14 protein-coding genes and 2 pseudogenes are annotated in these 21,549 nt (G+C 48.0%); 13 read left to right on the plus strand and 3 right to left on the minus strand.

Going from position 1 to position 21,549, the window contains the following annotated elements; translation table 11 throughout:
• Window positions 1–39 precede the first annotated feature (39 nt).
• On the minus strand, window positions 40–984 hold the full coding sequence (locus tag RE628_RS02875) for a hypothetical protein (RefSeq protein ID WP_309157325.1): 945 nt from the start codon (window positions 982–984) through the stop codon (window positions 40–42).
• 365 nt (window positions 985–1,349) lie between these two features.
• Between RE628_RS02875 and RE628_RS02880 the strand changes: the two are divergent.
• Both RE628_RS02880 and ssuE read left to right on the plus strand, forming a co-directional pair.
• Window positions 1,350–2,902: pseudogene (locus RE628_RS02880) on the plus strand (NAD(P)H-hydrate dehydratase).
• Window positions 2,903–3,106: 204 nt separating this feature from the next.
• Window positions 3,107–3,655 (plus strand): NADPH-dependent FMN reductase, encoded by a 549-nt coding sequence (ssuE, locus tag RE628_RS02885; RefSeq protein WP_309157327.1) that lies wholly within the window; start codon window positions 3,107–3,109, stop codon window positions 3,653–3,655.
• A gap of 69 nt (window positions 3,656–3,724) precedes the next feature.
• Here the strand turns inward: ssuE and RE628_RS02890 are convergent, their stop codons facing one another.
• Complete coding sequence (locus RE628_RS02890; protein WP_309157328.1) at window positions 3,725–5,497, minus strand: hypothetical protein; 1,773 nt, start codon at window positions 5,495–5,497, stop codon at window positions 3,725–3,727.
• A gap of 50 nt (window positions 5,498–5,547) precedes the next feature.
• Window positions 5,548–6,495, minus strand: coding sequence for a hypothetical protein (locus RE628_RS02895; RefSeq protein ID WP_309157329.1), 948 nt, complete (start codon window positions 6,493–6,495; stop codon window positions 5,548–5,550).
• A gap of 386 nt (window positions 6,496–6,881) precedes the next feature.
• On the opposite strand from RE628_RS02895, the gene RE628_RS02900 reads away from it, so the two are divergent.
• The 11 genes and pseudogenes from RE628_RS02900 (at window position 6,882) to RE628_RS02950 (ending at window position 21,469) form a co-directional block, all read left to right on the plus strand.
• Window positions 6,882–8,699: a vWA domain-containing protein gene (locus tag RE628_RS02900; protein WP_309157330.1), complete on the plus strand. Its 1,818-nt coding sequence runs from the start codon at window positions 6,882–6,884 to the stop codon at window positions 8,697–8,699.
• A gap of 211 nt (window positions 8,700–8,910) precedes the next feature.
• Window positions 8,911–12,300 (plus strand): tubulin-like doman-containing protein, encoded by a 3,390-nt coding sequence (locus tag RE628_RS02905; protein ID WP_309157331.1) that lies wholly within the window; start codon window positions 8,911–8,913, stop codon window positions 12,298–12,300.
• Window positions 12,300–12,962 carry a hypothetical protein gene (locus RE628_RS02910; RefSeq protein ID WP_309157332.1) on the plus strand — a complete coding sequence of 221 codons (663 nt, stop codon included), beginning with the start codon at window positions 12,300–12,302 and terminating at the stop codon, window positions 12,960–12,962. Before RE628_RS02905 ends, RE628_RS02910 begins: the two co-directional genes overlap by 1 nt.
• Window positions 12,959–14,662, plus strand: a complete 1,704-nt coding sequence (locus RE628_RS02915; RefSeq protein WP_309157333.1) for a transcription initiation factor TFIID — start codon at window positions 12,959–12,961, stop codon at window positions 14,660–14,662. Before RE628_RS02910 ends, RE628_RS02915 begins: the two co-directional genes overlap by 4 nt.
• Before the next feature lie 57 nt (window positions 14,663–14,719).
• Window positions 14,720–16,003, plus strand: a complete 1,284-nt coding sequence (locus RE628_RS02920; RefSeq protein ID WP_309157334.1) for a vWA domain-containing protein — start codon at window positions 14,720–14,722, stop codon at window positions 16,001–16,003.
• A 316-nt stretch (window positions 16,004–16,319) separates the two neighbouring features.
• Complete coding sequence (locus RE628_RS02925) at window positions 16,320–16,973, plus strand: beta-mannanase (RefSeq protein WP_309157335.1); 654 nt, start codon at window positions 16,320–16,322, stop codon at window positions 16,971–16,973.
• 29 nt (window positions 16,974–17,002) lie between these two features.
• Complete coding sequence (locus tag RE628_RS02930; protein ID WP_309157336.1) at window positions 17,003–18,259, plus strand: hypothetical protein; 1,257 nt, start codon at window positions 17,003–17,005, stop codon at window positions 18,257–18,259.
• Window positions 18,260–18,296: 37 nt separating this feature from the next.
• A pseudogene (locus RE628_RS29460) lies at window positions 18,297–18,636 on the plus strand (glycosyltransferase); the annotation flags it as partial.
• Window positions 18,637–18,819: 183 nt separating this feature from the next.
• The gene (locus tag RE628_RS29465) at window positions 18,820–19,308 is read left to right on the plus strand and encodes a GAP1-M domain-containing protein (protein WP_375143091.1); all 489 of its coding nucleotides are present in this window, start codon (window positions 18,820–18,822) and stop codon (window positions 19,306–19,308) included.
• A complete protein-coding gene (locus tag RE628_RS02945) occupies window positions 19,194–20,207 on the plus strand; it encodes a hypothetical protein (RefSeq protein WP_309157339.1) in 1,014 nt (337 codons plus the stop codon). The genes RE628_RS29465 and RE628_RS02945 overlap by 115 nt, the downstream gene beginning before the upstream one ends.
• A 17-nt stretch (window positions 20,208–20,224) precedes the next feature.
• Window positions 20,225–21,469, plus strand: coding sequence for a hypothetical protein (locus RE628_RS02950; protein ID WP_309157340.1), 1,245 nt, complete (start codon window positions 20,225–20,227; stop codon window positions 21,467–21,469).
• The last annotated feature ends 80 nt before the right edge of the window (window positions 21,470–21,549 follow it).

Consider the following 21,549-nt stretch of genomic DNA (forward strand, 5'->3'; position numbering starts at 1 on the left):
ATTGGAATTGGAAAAGACCGTTATAGGGCAGGATGTCCTCTAACGGTCTTTGTCATTGTTTATGAAATTGTCCGCATTCTCGACCAGAGATGATACGGTGTTATCTTGAGTCGTTGGCAAGGCATTTATCGTAGGATCAGACGGAAGGTTGGTCTGATAATGTCCGACAAAGGGACGTGCTTTGCGCGGTTTGTTCCTTGTGAATAAGAATCCGCCGAGGAATAATAGAACCTGCGCTGCTGCTACATAAGGGGCTATGACCGGATTGATGAAGTGAAGCAAATACATAGCGGCAATGAAGATTCCCCATAGTCGTAGCAATATTGAGCCTTCTCCCGGCCGGAACCCGCCCATCAGTGCAGGATACAGGAGCAGCAGGGAGAAAAGAGCGGAGCCGAAGCGCGAATAGAAATAGACTGTGTCCAAGGTGTGAAAGCCCAGGAAGCTGATATCGGCACCGGACCACCTCCACAGTAATTGATACACTAACATGAATAAGGCTGCGGCGAACAGAAAAGGAAAGACAGGTTGAATACCAAACCAGAAACGGATACCCCAACCCGGTTGTTCCAGCCAGTTTAGCAACTTATCCCGTTCTTCGAGGAAACGTTCGCTCTCTCGTTCTAATGTTCTAAGTAGCAGCGGCAATCTCGCATGATCATGATCATCTGTATAAGCTCCGATCTGTCCAAGCAGATCAGAGGTTGCATAAGGGGCCGCACGGCAAGCAAGCAGGCGGTCGATCAGATCACTCTCCTGCTCTGTCGTCATCGTTCCAAATGCGTTATCACTCAACAGCGGCGCAGAGGCGGCTGAATATAATTTGAGACTCTTCTCTAGATGCTCCAGCCGGGAGCGTAGGCCCGCTCGCGTCCTCCAACTGGTTACCCCATAAAGGGCCAGAAATGTAACCAGAACTAGGACGGCGGTCAAGGATAGCGCGGCGTGCTGCTGCAGCCAGTTTATCCATTCCGACAGTGACACTGAAATCACCCTTTCGATATTCCTCTCTTCACTATTGCACATGAATTTATCGTTTTCAAGTTCTATGTAAACCAATCTTTGGTATGTTGTTCATTATTTCGTCTAGCTGCGTCTTGTTACTAGGGTTATAAGGAACGGTAGTAAATCAACTCTATGAAAGGCCATTAAGAGCTTAGTAAAGTACGTGGAACCTTAGAATAACAGATCGAACTTGGAACGCGCAAATGCTCAGAGAATCAGGACCAGGGCAATAACGATCTGTAGTTTCGTTAGAGCTAAGATGGGAGATGGAGTAGAGATTTGAATCTGGAAGTGTATATTATGAAGATAAGAGTATAGGCAGAATGTTCGAAGGGGGTCATAGCATGGAATTTGTAACGGCTGAGCAGATGCGTGAGATTGACCGGTATACAATCGAGGAGATCGGTATTCCAGCTGTCGTGCTGATGGAGAATGCGGGGAGAGCGATTGCTGAGGAAGTGATCAAGCTGGTGATACGGCGAAAAGATACGCTGGCAGGCGAGCGCTGGCTTGTGCTTATAGGGAAAGGGAATAATGGCGGCGATGGCCTGGTATGCGCCAGGCATTTGGCGGATGCGGGGATTCTGGTGACGCTGGTGTATGCTGTGGGACCGGACCATCTTAGTGGGGAGGCAGCGGTCCAGCAACGAATCGCCACGGCGCTGGGGTTACCGCGAATCGTATATGCGAATGAAGCGGGTTGTATCCCGGATTTGCGTAGCTATACGGGAATTGTGGATGCGCTCCTTGGCACTGGAGCCAAGGGAGCGCCGCGCGGGGTGTACGCTTCGCTTATTGCGGAAGCGAACGCCAGCGGTCTGCCGATCGTGACGGCAGACATTCCGAGCGGCATGGATGCCGATACCGGCGCGGTATACGACCCCTGCATCCAGGCTGAGCTGACGGTATGCCTGGCCTTCTTGAAGGCCGGGCTGACGCAGTATCCGGGAGCGAAGGCGGCAGGGGAAGTGGTCGTGCGCTATATCGGCATTCCACCGCGGCTCCCGGTAGGGATGGAGGGAGCCGGGGTTGTTCTGACCGAGGAGGCGCTGGAGAGCGAGCTCGGTCTTGACGCAGGGCGGCGCCGTGAACCGGACGGGCATAAAGGCACGTACGGGCATGTGCTGCTGGCGGCAGGCAACCTGCCGATGAGCGGCGCCGGCCTGCTGGCCGCCAAGGCGGCGCTGCGCGCCGGGTGCGGCCTCGCGACGTGGGCGCTGCCAGCGTCGCTGCTGCCGCATATGCTCGGGGCTGTGCCCGAGCTGATGCTGGCGCCGGTCGCCGATGGCGGAACCGGCGTATGGGCAATGTCGCAGCAGACGAAGTGCTGCGGCTGCTCGCGGCGCGCGATGTGCTCGCTGTCGGCCCGGGGCTGGGCCGCTTCCCGGGCGAGGCGGCGTTCCTGCGCGCCTTGTGGGAGGGCGCTCCGCGTCCCCTTGTCGCGGACGCGGATGCCCTTAACATCCTGGCCGCGGCCGGAGGCCTGACGACCTGGAAGCGCCGGGATGCAGCGACGATCCTGACGCCGCATCCCGGCGAGATGGCCCGTCTGGCCAGTCTCACGACGGCCGAGGTCCAGCGGGACCGCATCGGCCTCGCGCGCCGCTTTGCCACCGAGCACGGCGTAACGCTCGTGCTCAAAGGGGCTCGCTCGGTCATTGCGGCCCCGGACGGCCGGGTCTACGTGAACTTCACCGGCCATCCCGGCATGGCAACTGGGGGCTCCGGTGATGTACTCACCGGAATTATCGCTGCCATGCTCGCCCAAGGGCTGGACGCCGTACAGGCAGCAGCGTTCGGCGTCTACTTGCACGGCCTAGCCGGTGAGCAGGCTGCGGCCGCGCGAAAAGGCAACCCGGCCTCACTGCTCGCCGGGGATATTATCGAAGCGTTGTAAGCTTCAGTCAGGTAGCCGCTTGTCGTCGAAGTCTATGTTTAAAAATGAGGATTTGATGTAGGATTCCATTTTTGGCTTGGTTGTAAATTGACTTTCGATTTTATTATTGATAGCATCGAAGTGAATTACAGCGGTTTAGTCGGAATTGATCATTTATAGATAATAGAGGTAGTTCAACACACAGTAATAAGGAGAGGATCCAGCATGGCTAAGGTAACCATAATTAACGGAACTCCTACACCGGGTTCCCGTCTGACAGCAATCATTGCATTAGCAGAGGAACTGCTGGTGAAGGAAGGCTTCGAAGTGAAGCATGTGAATGTCGGCGAGCTTCCACCGGGTGATCTGATTCATACCAAATTTGAGAGTGAGCATATTGTGAAGGCAAACGGGCTTGTAGCCGAGGCGGACGCGATTATCGTGGCTAGTCCGGTTTATAAGGCCTCCTATACAGGGGTGCTTAAGACGTTCCTGGATTTGATTCCGGAGAGGGGCTTGACCGGCAAAGTGATCTTGCCTATGTTCATGGGTGGAACGATTGCTCATCTGCTTGCGATCGATTACTCACTCAAACCAGTCTTGTCGGTGCTTGGAGCACGTCATATTCTTGCTGGCGTATACGCCGCGGATGCGAATGTGTCCCGTACAGAGCAAGGCGGCTTCACGATTAGCGACGAACTTATCTCAAGGCTGGAGGACAACATCAAGGAACTGGCGATGGAGACAAGGCGGCGAATCAAATATCAAGATTAATATTTAACAAAATAAGCTCTGAGTCATTCCGTAAGGATTGACTCAGAGCTTTATTTATGACTTTCGCTATTATTGGATCGTGTCAACCTCGATAACAGGAATTATGATTTGAATGATACCAGAAAGCCTTAAGAGCAGTTCATTCATCGATCCGTCAGCCAGTTCTTTCAGTACTTCCGCGATTTTTTCGATTAATTGCTCGTCAACATTAAGTGAAGCGTTCTGTTCGAAGCGTCCCGTTACTGTTACATTTGCTCCGGAGGTGAGAGAGAAATCACCTCTTAGAAGTATTAAGCTATTGCCGTCAGTGACCAGCGTCTCTCCTGAAACGGAGTAAATCACGGTACTGGTGAAGCGGACAAGCGTGTCAGGATACTGACTAACCATGTCGGCGGAGATATCTAGAATTTCCTGTTTAATACCTGCGAACTGGTAATGATCATCTGCACGAACGAAAATCGCTGTTTGTCCTTCACCCTGGCCAACCAGATTAATTGCATAAATGGTTTTGTCTGGCTGTATTGTTAGGCTATCAGCTTCGATCGAGTACAGCAGAGCAATACTGTCCTCACGCACCTCAAAAGCATCATAACGTGCTTTTCTCGCCTCTGACGCTGCCTCAATTACAATCACGGGGTTATTGCCCGTGCTAAGGATCGGATCGATAGTTAAAGTACGAATCTGATCCTGTGAAGCCAGGTCCTGATTTGTTAATATCTGAATACTTTCCTCCGCATTCATTCGGCCAAAATACAGCTGATTGTTCTGGTCGGTTGCCACCACATATGCCTTAGAACCAAATTGATCCCGTCCATCTACAACATGAGTATAGCTGCTTCCATCCGCTAGAGCAGGAAGAAGTCTTACGGGTTCGGCCATGGTCCAGGCCAGCTCTGTGGCGCTGATTTCCGCCTTCGTATCCTGATAATAGCCAATGGCTGTGTACAGGTCGATGGCTTCTTGGTAATTACCGTTTGCTACACTTTTCTTGGCGTTACGCATTAACTCATCCATTTTCCCCTTAGCATAGGTGAGGAGTCTGGATTCTGGATGGGCGGAGCTTGCGAATGATGTATACTGCCGCGAATGGATGGCGAACGCAGTATAGTCGCTGTTGTCCCAGTCCCTTTTTAAGAGCGCCTCCATTAAGCTATCCACTTTGGACATCATCCATGGGGCATCAAGTGTAATGGCTTTATATTCTGCAAGCATGGAAGAAGCATTATCGAGCATAGGTTCGATGAGACCTTGAGCCGCCATCCGTGTTAGCTTTGTTTCGTCATATTTTTGGAAGGTAGCATTTAACTCCTTAAGCCATTCCTGCTCTGTACCAAAAAGATGGGCAGGGATCCTCATTAGATTCCTTTTAAAGGATTCATCAGTATAGTTCGAGCTGGTCAGATTTTGTTCCAATTGCTCCAGAAACAACGTTCTGAAATTTTTGAAATAGCTAGTGAAGTTCTGTGAAATGCTGAAATTATTAGACATCTGACGGTAATAGTCGCTGTAAGGCTCCTCCGGTGCTAAATACTGACTTCGTACCTGCTGAAGCTTTGCATATGCATCCATAAGTAGATCGAAATCCTGTTCGCGATTTGCCCTAGAAGCTTGGTCGACAATGCTTTCTAAGTCTCTTTTCATGGCAGTGATAGGAGCAAGCTCCTCCAATCGGGAGGAAATGAGCTCTTCTTTATAACGAATTGTCCGATTGTTTTGAGCCTTCTGATACCAATCCACGGCTTCTACGTAGAGCTTCTCATGGAATAAGCGTTCGGCAGTCTGAACAGCGTTAAGCTTTTGGGATATTCCAATCCCTTTGTGGACTAACAGAGGAATCGTCATTATGCATAAAAAAATGAGTAGATGATGCAGGGTTATCCATTTTTTAAACGTCATATTATAGTAGACCTCGGCTTAATTTGTTGAAAGTCAGCGTCCCACTGATACTTTTCCTCGTAGATTCGGGCCGTCTCGGCCGAGAGATTTCCCCAGTTGAGATTGGGGGACTCAGAGAGCATACGGTATAGTCGGAGAAAACGATCCTTAGGAAGCTTGCGGGCATACCTGGCTATGAAGTCCGAATAGGCTAGAACGTAGCGTTTCAACCTAACGGCAGCTCCAGCAACTCCTGCCAGTATTTCTTCTCCTCGCTCCAAAGCGAGAAATTGCTGTTCGTACTTTATAACATATTGGAATGTTCTATCTTTAATGAGCTCTCTCTTGATTTTAGTGAGCTCGCCAATATACTCGGCAAGATCAGAATCGAAGTCTTTTAACAGAAGGGGCGTAAGTTCCAGTTCCATATCCTTTCTTAGTACGAAGGACTGTAAAAGTATAAGTTGCAGCTTACGGATATGATCGTCGTGAATGATGGTCGCGATTTCCCGCATCATTTCGTAGGAGCGGCCTTCTTCTCCATGGGCGACGGCGGTCTCAAGATTCCGCACTAATCCTGAGGCGATTTTGTCACGATCAACCTCGAATAGCTTACTCATTTCTATTGAAATACGGCTTTCGAGAACGGTACGTTGAACGAAAAAAAGCAGCCCGAACATCATAACTCCTGCTGCGGCAGAAATGGCCATAAGCTGAAAGGTTTCGCTGAAGAGAATTGCTAATAGCGTAAGAAATGATACTAGCAACAAATCATTATACTGAGCTCGCTTGGCGGAATGACGCGCTTTTTCCAGAACCGAGCGTAGACCTGATTTGCCGCAGACGGTGCAATTATCCTCATGCAGTGCGGTATAATTCTGGCAATATTTACAGCACCTTAACTTTTCGAAGGCATACTTCGTTTTTAATGGAGGGTGTAAAATAACGTTTTTTTTCTTCTTCATAGCTCTCTCTCTTCATAGTTGATTAATTTTAGCAGTTTTCTGTCGAGCTCAGCGGGAGCAATGATTTGCTTTCTACGAGAATAATATATGCTGGACTTAATAATGACAAAGAGGAACAGAAGAATGAGGCATCCGTATGTAACCATATATGACTTCCTTTCGTAATTAATGTTGAGGGCGATGATTCTATCTTTGGAATGTCAAAAAAATAGATGCATATTTTGACATAAATTGGTTGCTTAGTCTTGTTTTATCTTAACGTTTTCTTAAGCATTATCTATTATCATAGTATAGTATATATTTGGAACTACTTCTAATTTCACATGTCATATTTTGATCACGAAGCAGATTCGTTTTTTTCTATTTCAAATTAAAGGAGCAATATTATGCAACATTGTTATAGACAACCTATACGAATATTGACGGTTATGATGGTCTTATGGTTACTAATATCCAACGTCGGCGTCAATATTTATGAAGCCTCGGCAGCCGCGAAGGGAGCCCAGGCTCAGCAGACTTCATTAATCGATGCCGTGCTCGTTGTCGATGCAAGCAACTCGATGAAGACGAGTGACACGAATAAAGTCGGAAATGAAGCGATGAAGATGTTCATCGACATGTTATCCGCTCAGGGTGACAAGGTAGGGATTGTGGCGTATACGGACAAAGTGCAGCGTGAGAAGGCGCTGCTCAAAATTCAGTCTCCTGCTGATAAGCAGGATTTAAAGGATTTCATCGATGGGCTGGATCGAGGCCCCTACACAGATATTGCAGTAGGAGTTCGCGAGGCCGTTAAGGTGCTGCAAAACGGGTCCGACCCGGGGCATGAGCCGATGATCGTTCTGTTAGCAGACGGCAACAATGATTTCGACAAGAGCTCGGGACGGACGCAAAGCGAGTCTGATAAAGAGCTTAGCGCGGCCGTTGCTGAAGCTAAGGCAGCAGGTATTCCAATATATACGATCGGGCTGAATGCAGATGGCAAGCTGAATAAGGCGCCACTTGAAGATCTGGCCAAGCAGACAGGTGCTAAGTCGTTCTCAACCAGCTCGGCGAATGATCTTCCACAAATACTTAGTGAAATATTTGCTAGCCATCTGAAGCTCAAAATCGTACCTGTTCAAAGCATGACGGGTACCGGAAGCTTCCAGGAAGTAGTTGTTAACGTTCCGAATGCGAGCGTGCTTGAAGCTAATATCTCGATTATGTCCTCTAATCCTGTTACAGCGGAGTTGGTTAACCCATCCGGTGATAAAGTGGCTGTACCTTCGGATGACGTTATTTTGTCCAAGTCGAAAAGCTATTCTCTGATTAAGCTGCTAACACCAGCCGAGGGGGATTGGAAGCTGAGAGTTAAAGGGGCAGCCAAGGACAAGATCGATATTAATCTTGTATTTAACTACGATCTCGAGCTCGAGATGGACCCCATCGCATCGAAGAGCTATAAACGCGGTGATGATGTGAAAATCGGAGCGTATCTTACAAGTAATGGGCAGAAGCTGCCAAATGATGAGTTATATACGAATATGAACGCTGTTCTCATCGTTAAGGATATCGACAGCGGCAAGACCGAAGAAATCAAGCTTAACAATACGGGGGACAAATTCGAAGGAACATTTAGCTTTACCGAAGCCCATGAGTACGAACTGAAGGTTCGCGCAGAGGAAAAAAGCTTCTATAGGGAATCCGATCCTGTGACACTGAGTGCCAAAGGTAAAGCAGGGGCAGCAACAACACCAGCTCAGCCTAACCCGACGACAGTAGAAGAAGAGAAACCATTCCCTTGGCTAATCGTTGTTATATCAGTAGTAGGTCTGGCTGTGGTTGCAGCGGGTGCTTATTTTGTTGCATCGGCAGTTAAGAAAGCGAATCGCGGATTCGTAGGCCAGATTGTCATCGAGATTCGCGATGAAAATACGAACGAGAAATCTTTCCCACAGTATAAGAAGCTTACCTCGTTCAAAGGCAAGTTCAATCTCCATCAACTGCTGCAGCTGGCACCAGAGCTGAAGGAAACGGAGAAAATTGTGTTTACCCCGACAAAGGGAGATCGCATTACATTGCGTAATGCCTCAGCCGCACCTATCGAGAAATCAGGTCGGGCTGTCGATGCCTCTGCAGGACTTGAACTTAAGAGCGGGGACCGAGTGACATTGCCGCTTCAACATATCGATAAGACGATTTTCATAGAGTACCTGGTGTGAGTTGAACTAAAGTACGGAAGTTAGGCAAGAGTGTGAAATGATTCTGAAGAAACGGTAGTGTTCGCCTTTGTGACCGGATTTCTACTTTATATGAATCTACTTAATCATAGAAATCTGGGCACAACAGCGATCGTAAGAACATTTCACACGGCTGCCCTGAACCATACAAACCATAGTTCAACTTGTGCAACCAAATAAGGAGGAAATTTAAATGAAGCCGATCGTTAGAGAGCATATTCAGCAATTAGATGTATCGCTTGGCGGAGGTATCGTCAGCGATAAAATTCGAGTAGATACAATTGATAATCCGATCCTGATCATTGGTCTTGGCGGGACGGGGATCGATGCTTTACTTCGCCTGAAATATCAAATTAACCGCAGATTCAGACTGCCGGAAGATCCATTGTCCAAGAAAAAGCGCGATAAGCCGGACAATGTGGAGTTTCTCGCTTTTGAGACTAACGAGCAGGATCGTAGCAAAAGGTATAAAGGAATCGGTCTTGATCCAATCAATGAATTCGTACTGTTGTCCAACCCAGAAATTGGCGGTTTGCTACAGAACCGCAGTATTCTAGAGCCGTACATTACAGACTGGCTGTCACCCGAGCTGAGTATTACCGATGGGATGAACGGTGCGGCAGGTGTGCGTCAGGCGGGACGGCTGCTTCTTTTCACGAAGATTAATCAAGTCGTGCAGGCCATCGATAAGAAAATCAAGACCTTATCAGTAGGTACGAACAAGAAGCTGATGGTATTTCTACTTACTGGCTTGTCCGGCGGTACAGGCAGCGGCTGCTTCCTGGATATCGCCTATATTGTACGCGGAATTATTGAACGTGATCACGGTTCGGCAGGTATTGATCGCGTGAATACTCTCGGTTATTTGTTCACCCCGGATATCAATCTGTCCAATAAGAGTCTAAGCGAGCATACGCGCGAGTACATTAAGAAAAATGGTTATGCTGCGTTGAAAGAGCTTGATTACTGGATGAACGTAGATAGTCGTGGTGAGAGGTTCAATCAGCAATACGGCAACATTTTGACAGTCAACTCGCCGTTGCCTCCTTTTAATCTATGTCATTTGATATCGGCAACCAATACAGAGGGCAAGCTGCTGGAGAACGCTTATGATTACTGCATGAACGTCACTGCGGAGAACATTACGAACTTCATGGCGAGTGAAGAGAAGCAATCTGGCGAAGAATTTGCTATTCACGATTATATAAGTAATATTCGTACGAATATCGCACAAATGAACAAGGCTTACCCGGCTAACTATGAATACAACATTATTGGGGCCTCTTCGGCTGTGCTGCCGATCGAGGAAATGACGACCTACTTGGCCTATCGTTTGTTTGACAAGATGGACAAAATGTTCCAACAATCGCCGACGCAGGAGGAAGTAGAGAAATTTGCCCGTAAGATGGGCGTTGATCTCGATAGTATAGTTAAAGCGTTTGAATCTCGAGTACCTGACCCGCTTCCGGGTTATGAGAACAGTGAGCGGTTGAGCTATGCCAATGTTGTGAAGTCTCAAGTCGTGAATATGGACACGGAGCTGGAGCAGACCTTCCTCGCTCGGGCGAGAGAGGAATATATCAAAGCGAAGAAGCAGCTTCCAGGGGAGTTCCTCGAGAAGTTCAGCGATCAGATTCGTCGTCTGTTTTTGCATCCGGAGCAAGGGCCGTTTTATGTATCGCGGCTGCTTTACACGGAGAAAGGCTTCTGTTTGCTGAAAATGCTGCTCTCCTATATCGAGGCTTTGCGTGAGAATTTAGTGCGTATTCCTCGCGATATCGAGGCTGCGCAGGATCAAGCGGATGATAAGCTAGGCGATGCCAAGAGTGCATTTGTGTCCAAGGAGAAGAAGAAGAACGCTTATATTGAAGCGAAAATAAATGAATACTGGCTCCACGCAGATGTTGAGCGTACAGAGCAAATGATTGAGTTCTATGAGGATCTGTACGATTTGCTGAATCGGGAGAATAACCGCATTTATAGTGTATTCACAGAAATATTAAATGCACTTAGCTCGATCTTCTCCAAGAATGGGGACATTCTGACGAGCGGTGACGAGCAGGTGGACCATAAGGGGAATAAAACCTACTACTGGAACATCGTGAGCGTACCCGATATTTCCAAGGTTGTCAGTGGCATTATGGATCAGAAGGATGTCGATGACCTGATCCGTGATTTCGCTACGGAATTGCTGGATCACTCCGATCAATGGGTGAAGGAGCAGGAAATTGATATTGTTAGCTCCATTTCTACTTTCCTCTCCGATAAGTTCGGTGATCTTATTACGAAGTCTATGGAGGATTTCCTTGTCATTAAATATGGCCAGGATGAGCCGATCGAGAAGTTTGTTGAGCGTCAAATTGCCAGCAAGCTGGACGAGGAAGCTGTTCCGGTATTCCATTTGTCGAATAGTACAGGTAATCTGCATTTCCCTTCTTGGGGATTCGTATCTGTTCCAGTGCAGGCGCCAAGCATCCTGAAAGGGATTCGCAACTATCAGAACAATGCGGTCGGGAAGTCTCATTTCACGGTCAAAGAGAGCGAAGTCAAGAACCGTATATTCTGGTTGAATACGCGTAACGGGGTGCCATTGTTTGTATACACGCCGCTCAAAGTATATGAGGAGAGCTATGAACGGACGATTTTGGATAAGGAAGGAATCGGTCGTCACCTCGTACAAACAGAGAAGAATAACTGGACTTACCTGCCTTCACCAATCCCTGAGAGATCATGGGGCGAGACTTATTCCAATTCACGGGTACAGAGCTATAATGCTCGTGTGCGCGAGGAGTTTGCCAAATCGCTTCAGTTAAAGGTAATTGTGGAGAAGGATGCGGATCAAAATACGAGCAGCCGTTATTCTGTAAGGTTAACGAAGCCGTTTTCTTTGCAAGATAAGCTGGCAGCGTATGATATGCGTCTAGAAGCTCCAAAGCCAAATCTAGGCGAGGTGAAACGCTGTGCTGTTGAGCTGAAGCAACTGCTTGCTGAGGGACTTCAACAAGAAGGCGTTAAAGATATATTCGGAAGCATTAATGAAGAGATGGCCAAAGAGAATTTGATTCGCTCACCAAAACTGATTACTCGCGTGCGGCAGGAGATCGCGAAGTATGAAGAAATTGCGGCGATGGCTGCGAAGCTGGATGCGGTACTGGCACAGCATCAGGATGAGGAGAAATGGCTTGATCAGTTTATTGAGGCGATGTATTCGAAGACGATTACGAAGAAGGGCGCGTTATATGTCTACGACCGTGATCCGGAAGAAGAGGCTTGGGAGCCATTTGCTAACCTGATGAAGAGCCAAAATTATGTGGAATACGAAGTGTTTACTCATTTCAGAGGCTTGGATGAGAAGAGTCATAGTGTATTGATGCGCAAGGCGTCACGTCGCGCTTCGGAGTTAACGGCTTCGGAGAATATCGAGCCGTTACTGCAGACGATGGATGAGCTCGCTGATCGATTCCGTGAGGGGCGGGACTCGCTGGAATACGAGAAGGTTGAACTCGCGAACGGTGATGATATGTATCAGTTCTACAAACAGATAACAACCAAGCTGAACGATATTCGCAGAAGGTTGAAATAATGGTTAGACAGAAGCTGGAGCGATTCGCCGCAGAATATGACCGGGCCGAAGAACGCCTTACTGGCAGAGGCGATGACCAGAGCAGTATTCATTATCCCGCAGTGTTTTTGTTTATCGGTGACAAGAGCCGTGAGGCCATTGAACCGATCATGCAGATGAATGAGAAGAGATGGGAGAATAGCGAGGGACTGATCTACCTCCACGCAGGCTCCGTAGAGGAGTCTGCAACTGCTCGGGTACTGGAGTACCATATTCCAGTTACGGCACATGAGGGCTCGAGTTCACCTACCTCCCGTCGTGATATGTATCGGCAGTTCTATGAAGACGAGCATGGATTGCCGGAGCTTAACCGAATTCTGAGAAAAGCTAGTGGGGCTCTGGCGGAGTATGGAAGACTATATCCATCCTTCGACCGAGTTCGCCTATCTATCATTACGCGGGTCGATGACCCGCTTAATGTGTTTGTTCCGGAAATATCACTTCTGGCAGAGGCGATATTCCGTCAATCCTTCAAGGCAGTACAGATGGATTTGTATGCATTGATTAGCGAACGGGAAGGGGCCGAAGCTTTTGGATACAGTAGCTCGCTCGGCGTTGCGTTTCTACGTGAGCTGAATCTGATGCAGCAATCGGATTATACATTCAGTGCCCCCTCCATGTGACAGAGGATGGACTTTCGATCCCGGTTACACATCCGCCTTCTCCGTTATTTGATCTTGTCTACATTATGTCAGATCGGGATGAGCGAGGATTCGCTTCGTTAGGTGGCTTGCAAACCTGCTATGAGGCGATTTCTCATATTAGTCTACTCAAGAACAGGCAGCAGAAGGAGCCGATGTTCCATGCGAACAATGCGGTATATAACAATACTTCATTCAAAAATAACATTATGACGGAGTCCGGACGGCAAGGCTTTGTATCTGCTGGATTGTCTAAAGTAAAACGTCCGAATCAGTCGATCGCGCTTGCTGTACTACATCATTTCTACAAAGGTTTATTAGTTCGGATGAAGCAGGAGCCCGAACTATCTACTACAGAAAAGCTGGCCTTTTTTGGAGTGGATGGAATGGGTCTGGATCGGGCTGCCGGAGAAATGATCCCTACAGAGGAACGTCTAGGTGAAATGCATGGCCTAATGACGAATGACATCAGCTATAATGCGGTTCGCAAGCTGTCGCTGAAGGAAGCGGAGGAAGCTTTGTTTGGCGGCGGCGGAGAGAGCTTCTTCCGCGGTAATTTCCAGGATGAAGCAGCGCGTCTCCTGAAGGAGTTCCGGGCTGGCGAGTGGATCGATAGGGCGATCCAGCGTTCGCTAAGCGATTATCCTGATGTTGAGATATACTGTCTGGCGGCCTGGACAGCGGATGAGGGGCTAAATGGCTCCATGGGAGTTATGGCTCAGCTTCGTAACGCTCGCAGGGAAGGGGAAATGCGACTGGCATCGGCGAGGGCCGAGCTGGATCAGTTCCGTCAGGGGCGCGTTGAAGAGCAGTCGTTCCCGCGTGTTCCGCTGATGGATCGGCATAATCTACGCAGCTTGATCCGCTACCTATTCGACCAGGTCTATTCCCGGAGAAGAGAGATATTGCTGCTGGAGACGAGACTGAAGCTGATTATGAAGTTTGAAGAAGCCATTCAGCAATTGAATGGCCGGTACCTTGCGGTGATCGGTCAGCTTGAGACGCTGGAGCAATTGCTGCGTGATACAGCACTGAGCAGTATTCAGACGGCAGATGATTATATTGGACAGAACATCATGGAGTACTATGAGCGCACTACTGCTGACATTATGGAGCAGTGGGAAAGTAAACGGGGACAGCATGCGTTTTTCACAGAGAGCACAATGGGAGATTCGAGGTGTCTGCTGGAGAAAGGCATAGAGGGGTTGGCGGATAAGCTCATCGAGGTTTGCCGCAAGACCATTTTAACGTCACCGATGTTCTCACGAACGTTCGAGGAAGAACTGCTACAGCGAGCCAATGTGACTGTCGAATACGGTAACAAAACCGTACTTACCAAGGAAGAACTGTTTAAGAAGCTCTACCGTATTCTTGAGGATAATGCCGCGATACAGCTTCGGCTGTACGATTACACCCAAGAGCATCGGTATGAGGAAAAGTATGTGTTCGGCGATTACACGAGCGAGTTCGTACAGCATATTTTCCGAGCGGATGAAACGTCAAGAATCTATAAGCTTGGTTGCGTTCATGAGAGACGCAGCAGCGGAGTAGAGAAGCTGAACCTCATGGGTGGATTCCATCCAGAGGATCTGATGTATTACGTAAATGGGAAAGTCTATTATGAAACTTATCTAAAGAACGGGTATGAGTTTCATGGGATTGAGAAGTCAATGCTGCCTTGATCGGTCTTATCTATAGTTCAACTTTTATAGCACTTAATTTAGAAAGGAAGTGCACGAATGCAGCGTAAAATAAACTGGCTTCTGGTACTATCCAGCCTTATTGGCGGAGCAGTTGGAGCTGTAATCGGAGAACTGCTGCTGAACCAGTTGGAAGGCAGGCTGCCCTGGATCGTCATCATTGGACTTTACTTCGGCATACTTGCCCTGTCTGTAGGTTTATTCTGTTTAATCGCGGAAATGGTCTCACCCCGTCTTAACGGGTCGTCATGGAGACAACGTTATGTCGGTACTTCATGGAAGCTGCTTGTACCGGCGACACTAGTAATGCTCTTGCTTGCAGGAACCGCCTTGGAATTTTTATATGAGTTAAATGTAGGTAGAGCGAAATCGGTAGACGATATCGTCTTAATTATTGATAATTCTGGAAGCATGCTGGAGACCGATCCCGATGATCGCCGTTATGAAGCGGCCAAATCGTTGATCGGGCAAATGGACAGCAGCAAGCAGGTCGCAGTTATTGTGTTCAATAACGAGTCTGAGCTCATTCAGCCTTTTGTCCAGGTCCGTGATCAGGATGTGAAGAATCAAGTCTATGCAGCGATTGATGCGCTCGAGCCGACCGATGCAGGGACAGATATTGGTGATGCGTTGTTATCATCGATGAAGCAGATCAAAGGGCAGCCAAGCTCTAGAGGGGCCATGGCGATCCTATTATCGGACGGGGTAAGCGAAGTTGATACAGCAAGAGTTCTGGCTGATTACCGGGATAGAGGCGTATCCGTTAATACCATTGGTCTTGGACTTAGCGGTAATATTGAGGGTGTAGAGCTGCTCAAGGAAATTGCCACCAACACAGGCGGAAGGTACTATGATGTGGCGGATGCGTCTAATCTTTCTTTTGTATTCCAGACTATATACGACAACAATTTGAATGAACGTACTCTGGTTACTGAACGTACTGGACCGATGAAAGACAGCACCTATTATATGATTCTAAGAATTATATTTGTACTAGGGTTAGGCGCTCTGCTGGGCTTGTCGCTCGGAATGATGTTCGATAATCGTCATTTGGCTAAAAGTTTTACGATCGGCGGTTCTGTATCCGGGCTGCTTGCAGGGCTACTGTTGGAGTTCGGTTTAAGTGGGGGTACATTAGCTGATGCGTTGATCCGGCTATTAGCTTGCCTTGTTCTTGCTTCGGTAATGACGATGTTCACGCTTGCCGTCCCAATGCCGGCGGATGGTGCCCGAACGGTTATGCGCCGCAGAGGGGCAACACTTCAGGACGGCAAGACGGGATTCCAGGAACCCGTCAGAGATCGACGCAATAGAGGATTCTAGAAGAGGTTGTTCAAAAAGTCCGCTTTTGATAAGAAAACCGATCGAAGTCATTCAAGGATGAGCGACCGCGATACAAAGTTAGGTTTTCTTGCGATATAGAATTTCATCAGCTCCGCTGATAATGAATAAATTCTATATCTAACACGAAGCAAATCAGGAAGTAATTCGACATCGAATCTTGAATTCAGTCGGGCTTTCCGGTGCTCACGTACCCAAAACGTACGCTCCGCTCCTCAGGCCCTAGCTTCATTCAACCTTCTCGGTGCTGAAAACCGACCTTTTTGAACACGCATTAAAAGTGTAAGGGGGCATAGCAATGCGGTTTATTGAAGCAGAGGAAGGCTTGCCGCTCATAACACAGCTTAGTTACAAGATCGATGAGGATCGCTGCAAGCTATTGTGGCAATGGCCTGATGGAATACAAGCGGTCTATATCTACAAAGGGTCTTTAGATAGGGAGCAGCAGGGGGAGGGTGGCTACGGCTATCCTTCCTCTGTTGCAGGGCTTAAGCTGTATACTCGTGAAGAATATAAAGCGGCGGGAGGTTATGTTGACCGGATAGATACGATTGGCTTGGCAGCTTATACAGTCTATGCCTGTCTGATGGATGATGGGGATAAACGCTTGGTCCACCAGCCTGATGGGCAGAACACCGTCCATTTCAGTACGGGCCGGGCCAAGGTCCGCTATTCTATCTCTCATAAGAGCAATTTGCTGCGTAAATATAAGACGGTACAAATATCGGTGCTAGCAGAGGTAGAGATTCCGAAAGAAGCGCTTTGTTATGTGAAGAAGCAGGGTAATTATCCAGTAAGTATAGATGACGGGACCGTATATCCTTTTCTGAGAGATTTCCCTTCAGGTAGGAGCACGCTGCCCGCAATCGAGGTTGGAAAGAACGATTACGTCAGGCTTTTCTTTACGGATGGCCCTAAGTATGGAAGGTTGTACGAGCTGATTCCGGAGTAAACATACTGTGAAATGAGGAGGAATGGGAGATGGGTCTGTTCGATTTATTTAAAAAGAAACCCCAGGCCGAAGAGCGGCCTTTATTTTATGATATTGTATGCCCCTATTGCTTCAGTAAATTCGACCCGGGCGAAGTGGTGTTTAGAGCGACGCATTATCGTGAGGACGATGAGGATTATGCTCTTGGCGAGGACGAGGCTCTTAATAAATATAGGGAAAGATTTGGTCTCGATACCGTCTATGATATGGAAGCAATTTTGCGTCCCCAGGACGTTCCAGAGGAGCATCTTATTTATTCGGATCATGTACTGATTGGATTGAACGACCGCTATGGGGAAGTGACGCGGCACAGATTGTGTCCGCATTGTCATAATGAGTTGCCGGTAACTGCAGGTAAAGTGCCTAGCAATATCATTTCGATCATTGGGGCTTCTCAGGTGGGGAAATCCGTCTACATGACGTCATTGATCCATACCTTGCAGAATACGACGGCAGATCATTTTGATGCGGCTTGTATGCCACTTAATGCTGAAATCAGTCGTAAATTCCGGACCTTATACGAAGAGCCTCTGTTTGAGCGTGGCGATTTGCTAGCATCGACCCAGAAAGAGAAAATGCAGGAGCCGTTTATTTTCCAATTTGTATTCAAGGATGAATCGAAACCGCCGCTAACGCTTGTTTTCTTTGATGTTGCCGGTGAAGGTATGGTGGATCAGGATTATCTTGGATTACAGGGTCAACATATCAAGAATTCTTCAGGTCTGTTGTTCATGGTCGATCCACTTCAAATTCGTTCGATCCGGGAGAAAATCCGCATCAATGTTGGGGATAAGCCGGGAGAATGGGTATCGCAATATGATGAACCACGTGATGTGGTGTTGACGATGTTTGGCGATTTCATCGCCTATGAAGATAAAGGGAAGACGGATATTCCGACAGCGGTAGTATTGACGAAGAGCGATATGCTTCACTCCTTGAAGGATGAAGAAGGGGAGTATATCAAATCAAACAGCAATATTTTTAATAATGCGGTACATCGCAAGTATTTTAATATAACTGAATTCGAGAATATCGATGGTGAAATTCGCCGTTTTATCGAAAAGGTAGATCGGCCGTTTAAAGGTACGATGGACGTCTATTTCAAGGATACAGGGTATTTTGCAGTATCTGCGCTCGGTAGCAATCCTATTGATCAGAAGCTGCAGAATGTTGTGCAGCCGATTCGCGTGGATGAACCATTCATTTGGCTGCTCTATAAATTGAATTATATTGAGGGGAGAGAGTGACCGTGAGGCAAGCTTCCCCATATTGATTCAGCAGCAATTGTATACCAGAGAGCGGAGCGGTATATTTCGCGGGGCAGAAGGGTTTGATACTGTCGCGGTATCCGACGGATTGGATGCTGTATTCATTAAGAAGCAGCTTCATCCGTTCTGTGGATATGATGCTCCAGCAGAGCTGGCCTCCCGGGAGAGAAGGAGGTAAGCAGTTATCCGCCGGCGATTCATCTATTCCATACCGAGGGTGGAGAGACGGTGCTGGGGCGGAGTATTTATCAGCCCGTGGATTTACCGGTCTGCGCAGTGCATTTCTGACGCATAACTACGTGATTCCATCCGCGCGGCAAGATGAGATCGTGACCCATTACAGTAATTATCTTAATGCCGATTATGCGGAGAAATATTACACGGAAATCGGTCGGCAGCTCCCGGAGCTGGATGACATACCGCAGAAATCGCAGAACCAGCAACATGTGCAGAACAGCCCATCCGGTCTGACGGCCGAGAAGTTGTTACGGGATCTGAAACTGGACGAGAAGAGTTTTAAACAGCTGCTTTTTGCCGTCATGACCTCCGTTGGAGAAGGCAGAAAAAAAGTGTATGTCGCACTTGATGTTCCGGCAGAGCAGATATCGCTATATTCTGTAGCGTTGCTTAAAGTACTATTCGCCTGTCTGCCGTTCGAACTGCGCCGTCGCTTCGGATTTATCACCTATGCCAAGGAGCCACAGAGTCGAAAGTTTATTCATCTTCAATTTGTGGAGCGCGGCAGTCTGCGTCCTAATGATCGAGGAATCGAGAAAGAATATGTATTTGATCTCGCTTCTGGGCGCTTACCACAGGATGAGGTAGACGAAGGAAAACAGCCATATCTCGATTTTGTCTGGAATGCGATTGGTGAGCTTGATGTCTGGAGGACTTCCATCGCTTTGCCGATGAGATGCTTGCAGGTATGGACCCTCAGCGCAGGACCTTATTATCTAGCTATCATGAACTGTGCGTGTTCTATCAGATTGAAGCGGAACGATGGGATTTGTATGAAAAACATAAGATAACCGTGCTGCGGGGCTTGCTTAGTTATTTGGAACCCCTCGGTGCCCTGGATTCTAGAATTCGGCTAAATGATATATTTCTAGCTGCTTTTGACCGGGAATTTGATAGCATCAAGCAAGGAAGTATTGTAGAACTGGCGATAGTGGAATGCTTCAGAGATTATTATCGGCTGGAAAGCCGAAGTTATGGCCCAAAGCTTGTTAATTATTTAATTCATGCAGTTAATAATTCATTGACTGAAGGCAGAACCGAGCTCGCCTATTCATTGTACGCTTTGATAGAGAGTCAGTCGGAGCTGAGTAAAGCCTTTTTTGGTACGGTCTTGAAGCTTGGCGAGCTGTCTAACCTGTTGTTCGATCCCTACATTCAGAACAAGCTTGCGGAGACGCAAGGTTCAAAGGAAGTTCTGAACATAGTGCATAGCTGGGTGATCGCTCATCCAGGCTTGTTACAGAGTGCTTCCTTCAAGGAAATAGCTGTTGCAGGTCTAACGGACAAGCTGCGCAAGGAACAGCGATTACTATCTTCTGTCCATATGACAGTAGATAGTATCCGTAAATGGGCAAGAATGCCCCTTCCTGAAAGCGGAATGACTGTGGCGGATTCGGAGCTGGTCGAGCTTCTCACGCTTTCTGCCAAGCGTCTGCTGCTTGATGAACTGGTACTGGACAAGCTGACTCAGGATCAGGTGACAACCGCAGTGTTTTTAGGTGAATCGGATGCCTTTGCCGGCCTGCAGCTTGAAGGTAAGCAGCGCAGTCATGCGGAAATGCTGCGAGCGTTATACGAGTGGTTTGTGGAGCGTGAGCCAACGGAGGATGTTTTCCGCTTATTGTCTTCAGAGGAACTGGCTCGGGTACAGAAGCTGGGCGTACATGGCTTCAGTCCAGTATCGAAATAGATCAGTTTGGAAAGATCGTGCTGGCATTTTGCCAAGACTCGGCAGTCGGGATTATTGATTACAATCAAGTCATAGATTATATACAGCGGAATGCCAAAGACAAGGAGAGAATTTACGAATTTATGCTCTGGTCGCAAGGCAATCCTTACTTTGTTCATACTCGGGGGCTTGCTCCCGGCTATTGTGTGGCAATCCTAGCATACTTTCAACAGCATGATAAGGATGCGTTTAAGAGCAGAGACTATCGGACCCGTTACTTCGATAAAGCGGGAGCACCGCTTGCGAAAGTATTCGCCGATGCACGTCTCACGCTGTCCTCACCGCTCAAGCGATTTCTTGTTCAGAACGGGAAAAAGGTGAGAACGACCACTCTTATTGTGACTTTAGGTCTGGTCGTGGTTGTTGGCGTTCTATTCATCTTGCAGCAGCAAGGAGTGCTTGGTAAAAAGGCGCCCGTTGAGGTAACTCCGCCACCTGTACAGGATTCTGGAGTGCTTGTATATGCCGAGAATGTCAAAGGTAGCGACGGAACCGAGACAACTTCACTTGTATTTCTGTTCAAGGAAGAGCAGCAGTGCAAGATCTTTGATCCTTCGAGTCTGATGATTGAGTCGCAGGGTCAGGCAGCTCAGCAGTTTACGAATTTGAAATACAACTCGAATTGTGCGGTTGCGAATGCTGGAACGGCAGATCCGGGGGCGACAGATCAAGGAAGTGAAGTTGATGGAACAAAGGATACAGAAGGAATAGATAAGGCAAAAGGTAATAATTCGGGCGCTAGTACAGGCGAAAATGGAGCAGCTAGTGGGAAGGAAGCAGAAGGGGACCAGGGTGCTGCACAATCCGATTCCGAAAATAAGAAAGCTGGTGGAGCCGATAAGGCCAATGCTACCAACTCGACTAACTCGACAGATGGAACTAATGGGACTAACGGAAATAGTGGGAAGAATGGAACTAATGATGCAACTGATTCTACGAACACAACTAATGGAACCAACCCGGCTGATGCGAGCAATTCCAATGTAACAGATCCAGCGGACTCTTCTGACCCTAGTAGTAATAATGGTGCCTCCAAGCCTGGTGAGACTGCTGGTACGGAGGGTGATCATACGAAAGATTCCGCGTATTCATTCCGGATAGTAGTTTCATTAGGCATGAAGCTGGATATACCGACAGGGAGCGTAATTAAGCTAGGGGAGCAACAGTATACGGTTATTACTCGCGAAGAGGCAGAATCCGGCGGGAATTTAGTCAACCCTTAGGGGCGGCGCCCTAGCTGTGCTGATTTTTGGCGCTGACGACCTCTAACGAAACTACAGATCGTTATTTCCTCCAAAATAGC

The sequence above is a fragment of the Paenibacillus sp. D2_2 genome, from assembly GCF_031199965.1.
Lineage (GTDB): Bacteria > Bacillota > Bacilli > Paenibacillales > Paenibacillaceae > Fontibacillus.

Excerpts from the sequence above, each read along its gene's own strand:
- RE628_RS02920 (WP_309157334.1), top strand. The coding sequence starts at position 14,720 with ATGCAGCGTAAAATAAACTGGCTTCTGGTACTATCCAGCCTTATTGGC.
- RE628_RS02910 (WP_309157332.1), top strand. The coding sequence starts at position 12,300 with ATGGTTAGACAGAAGCTGGAGCGATTCGCCGCAGAATATGACCGGGCC.
- ssuE (WP_309157327.1), top strand. The coding sequence starts at position 3,107 with ATGGCTAAGGTAACCATAATTAACGGAACTCCTACACCGGGTTCCCGT.
- RE628_RS02930 (WP_309157336.1), top strand. The coding sequence starts at position 17,003 with ATGGGTCTGTTCGATTTATTTAAAAAGAAACCCCAGGCCGAAGAGCGG.
- RE628_RS02900 (WP_309157330.1), top strand. The coding sequence starts at position 6,882 with ATGCAACATTGTTATAGACAACCTATACGAATATTGACGGTTATGATG.
- RE628_RS29465 (WP_375143091.1), top strand. The coding sequence starts at position 18,820 with ATGACCTCCGTTGGAGAAGGCAGAAAAAAAGTGTATGTCGCACTTGAT.
- RE628_RS02945 (WP_309157339.1), top strand. The coding sequence starts at position 19,194 with ATGCTTGCAGGTATGGACCCTCAGCGCAGGACCTTATTATCTAGCTAT.
- RE628_RS02895 (WP_309157329.1), bottom strand. The coding sequence starts at position 6,495 with ATGAAGAAGAAAAAAAACGTTATTTTACACCCTCCATTAAAAACGAAG.
- RE628_RS02890 (WP_309157328.1), bottom strand. The coding sequence starts at position 5,497 with ATGACGATTCCTCTGTTAGTCCACAAAGGGATTGGAATATCCCAAAAG.
- RE628_RS02925 (WP_309157335.1), top strand. The coding sequence starts at position 16,320 with ATGCGGTTTATTGAAGCAGAGGAAGGCTTGCCGCTCATAACACAGCTT.
- RE628_RS02905 (WP_309157331.1), top strand. The coding sequence starts at position 8,911 with ATGAAGCCGATCGTTAGAGAGCATATTCAGCAATTAGATGTATCGCTT.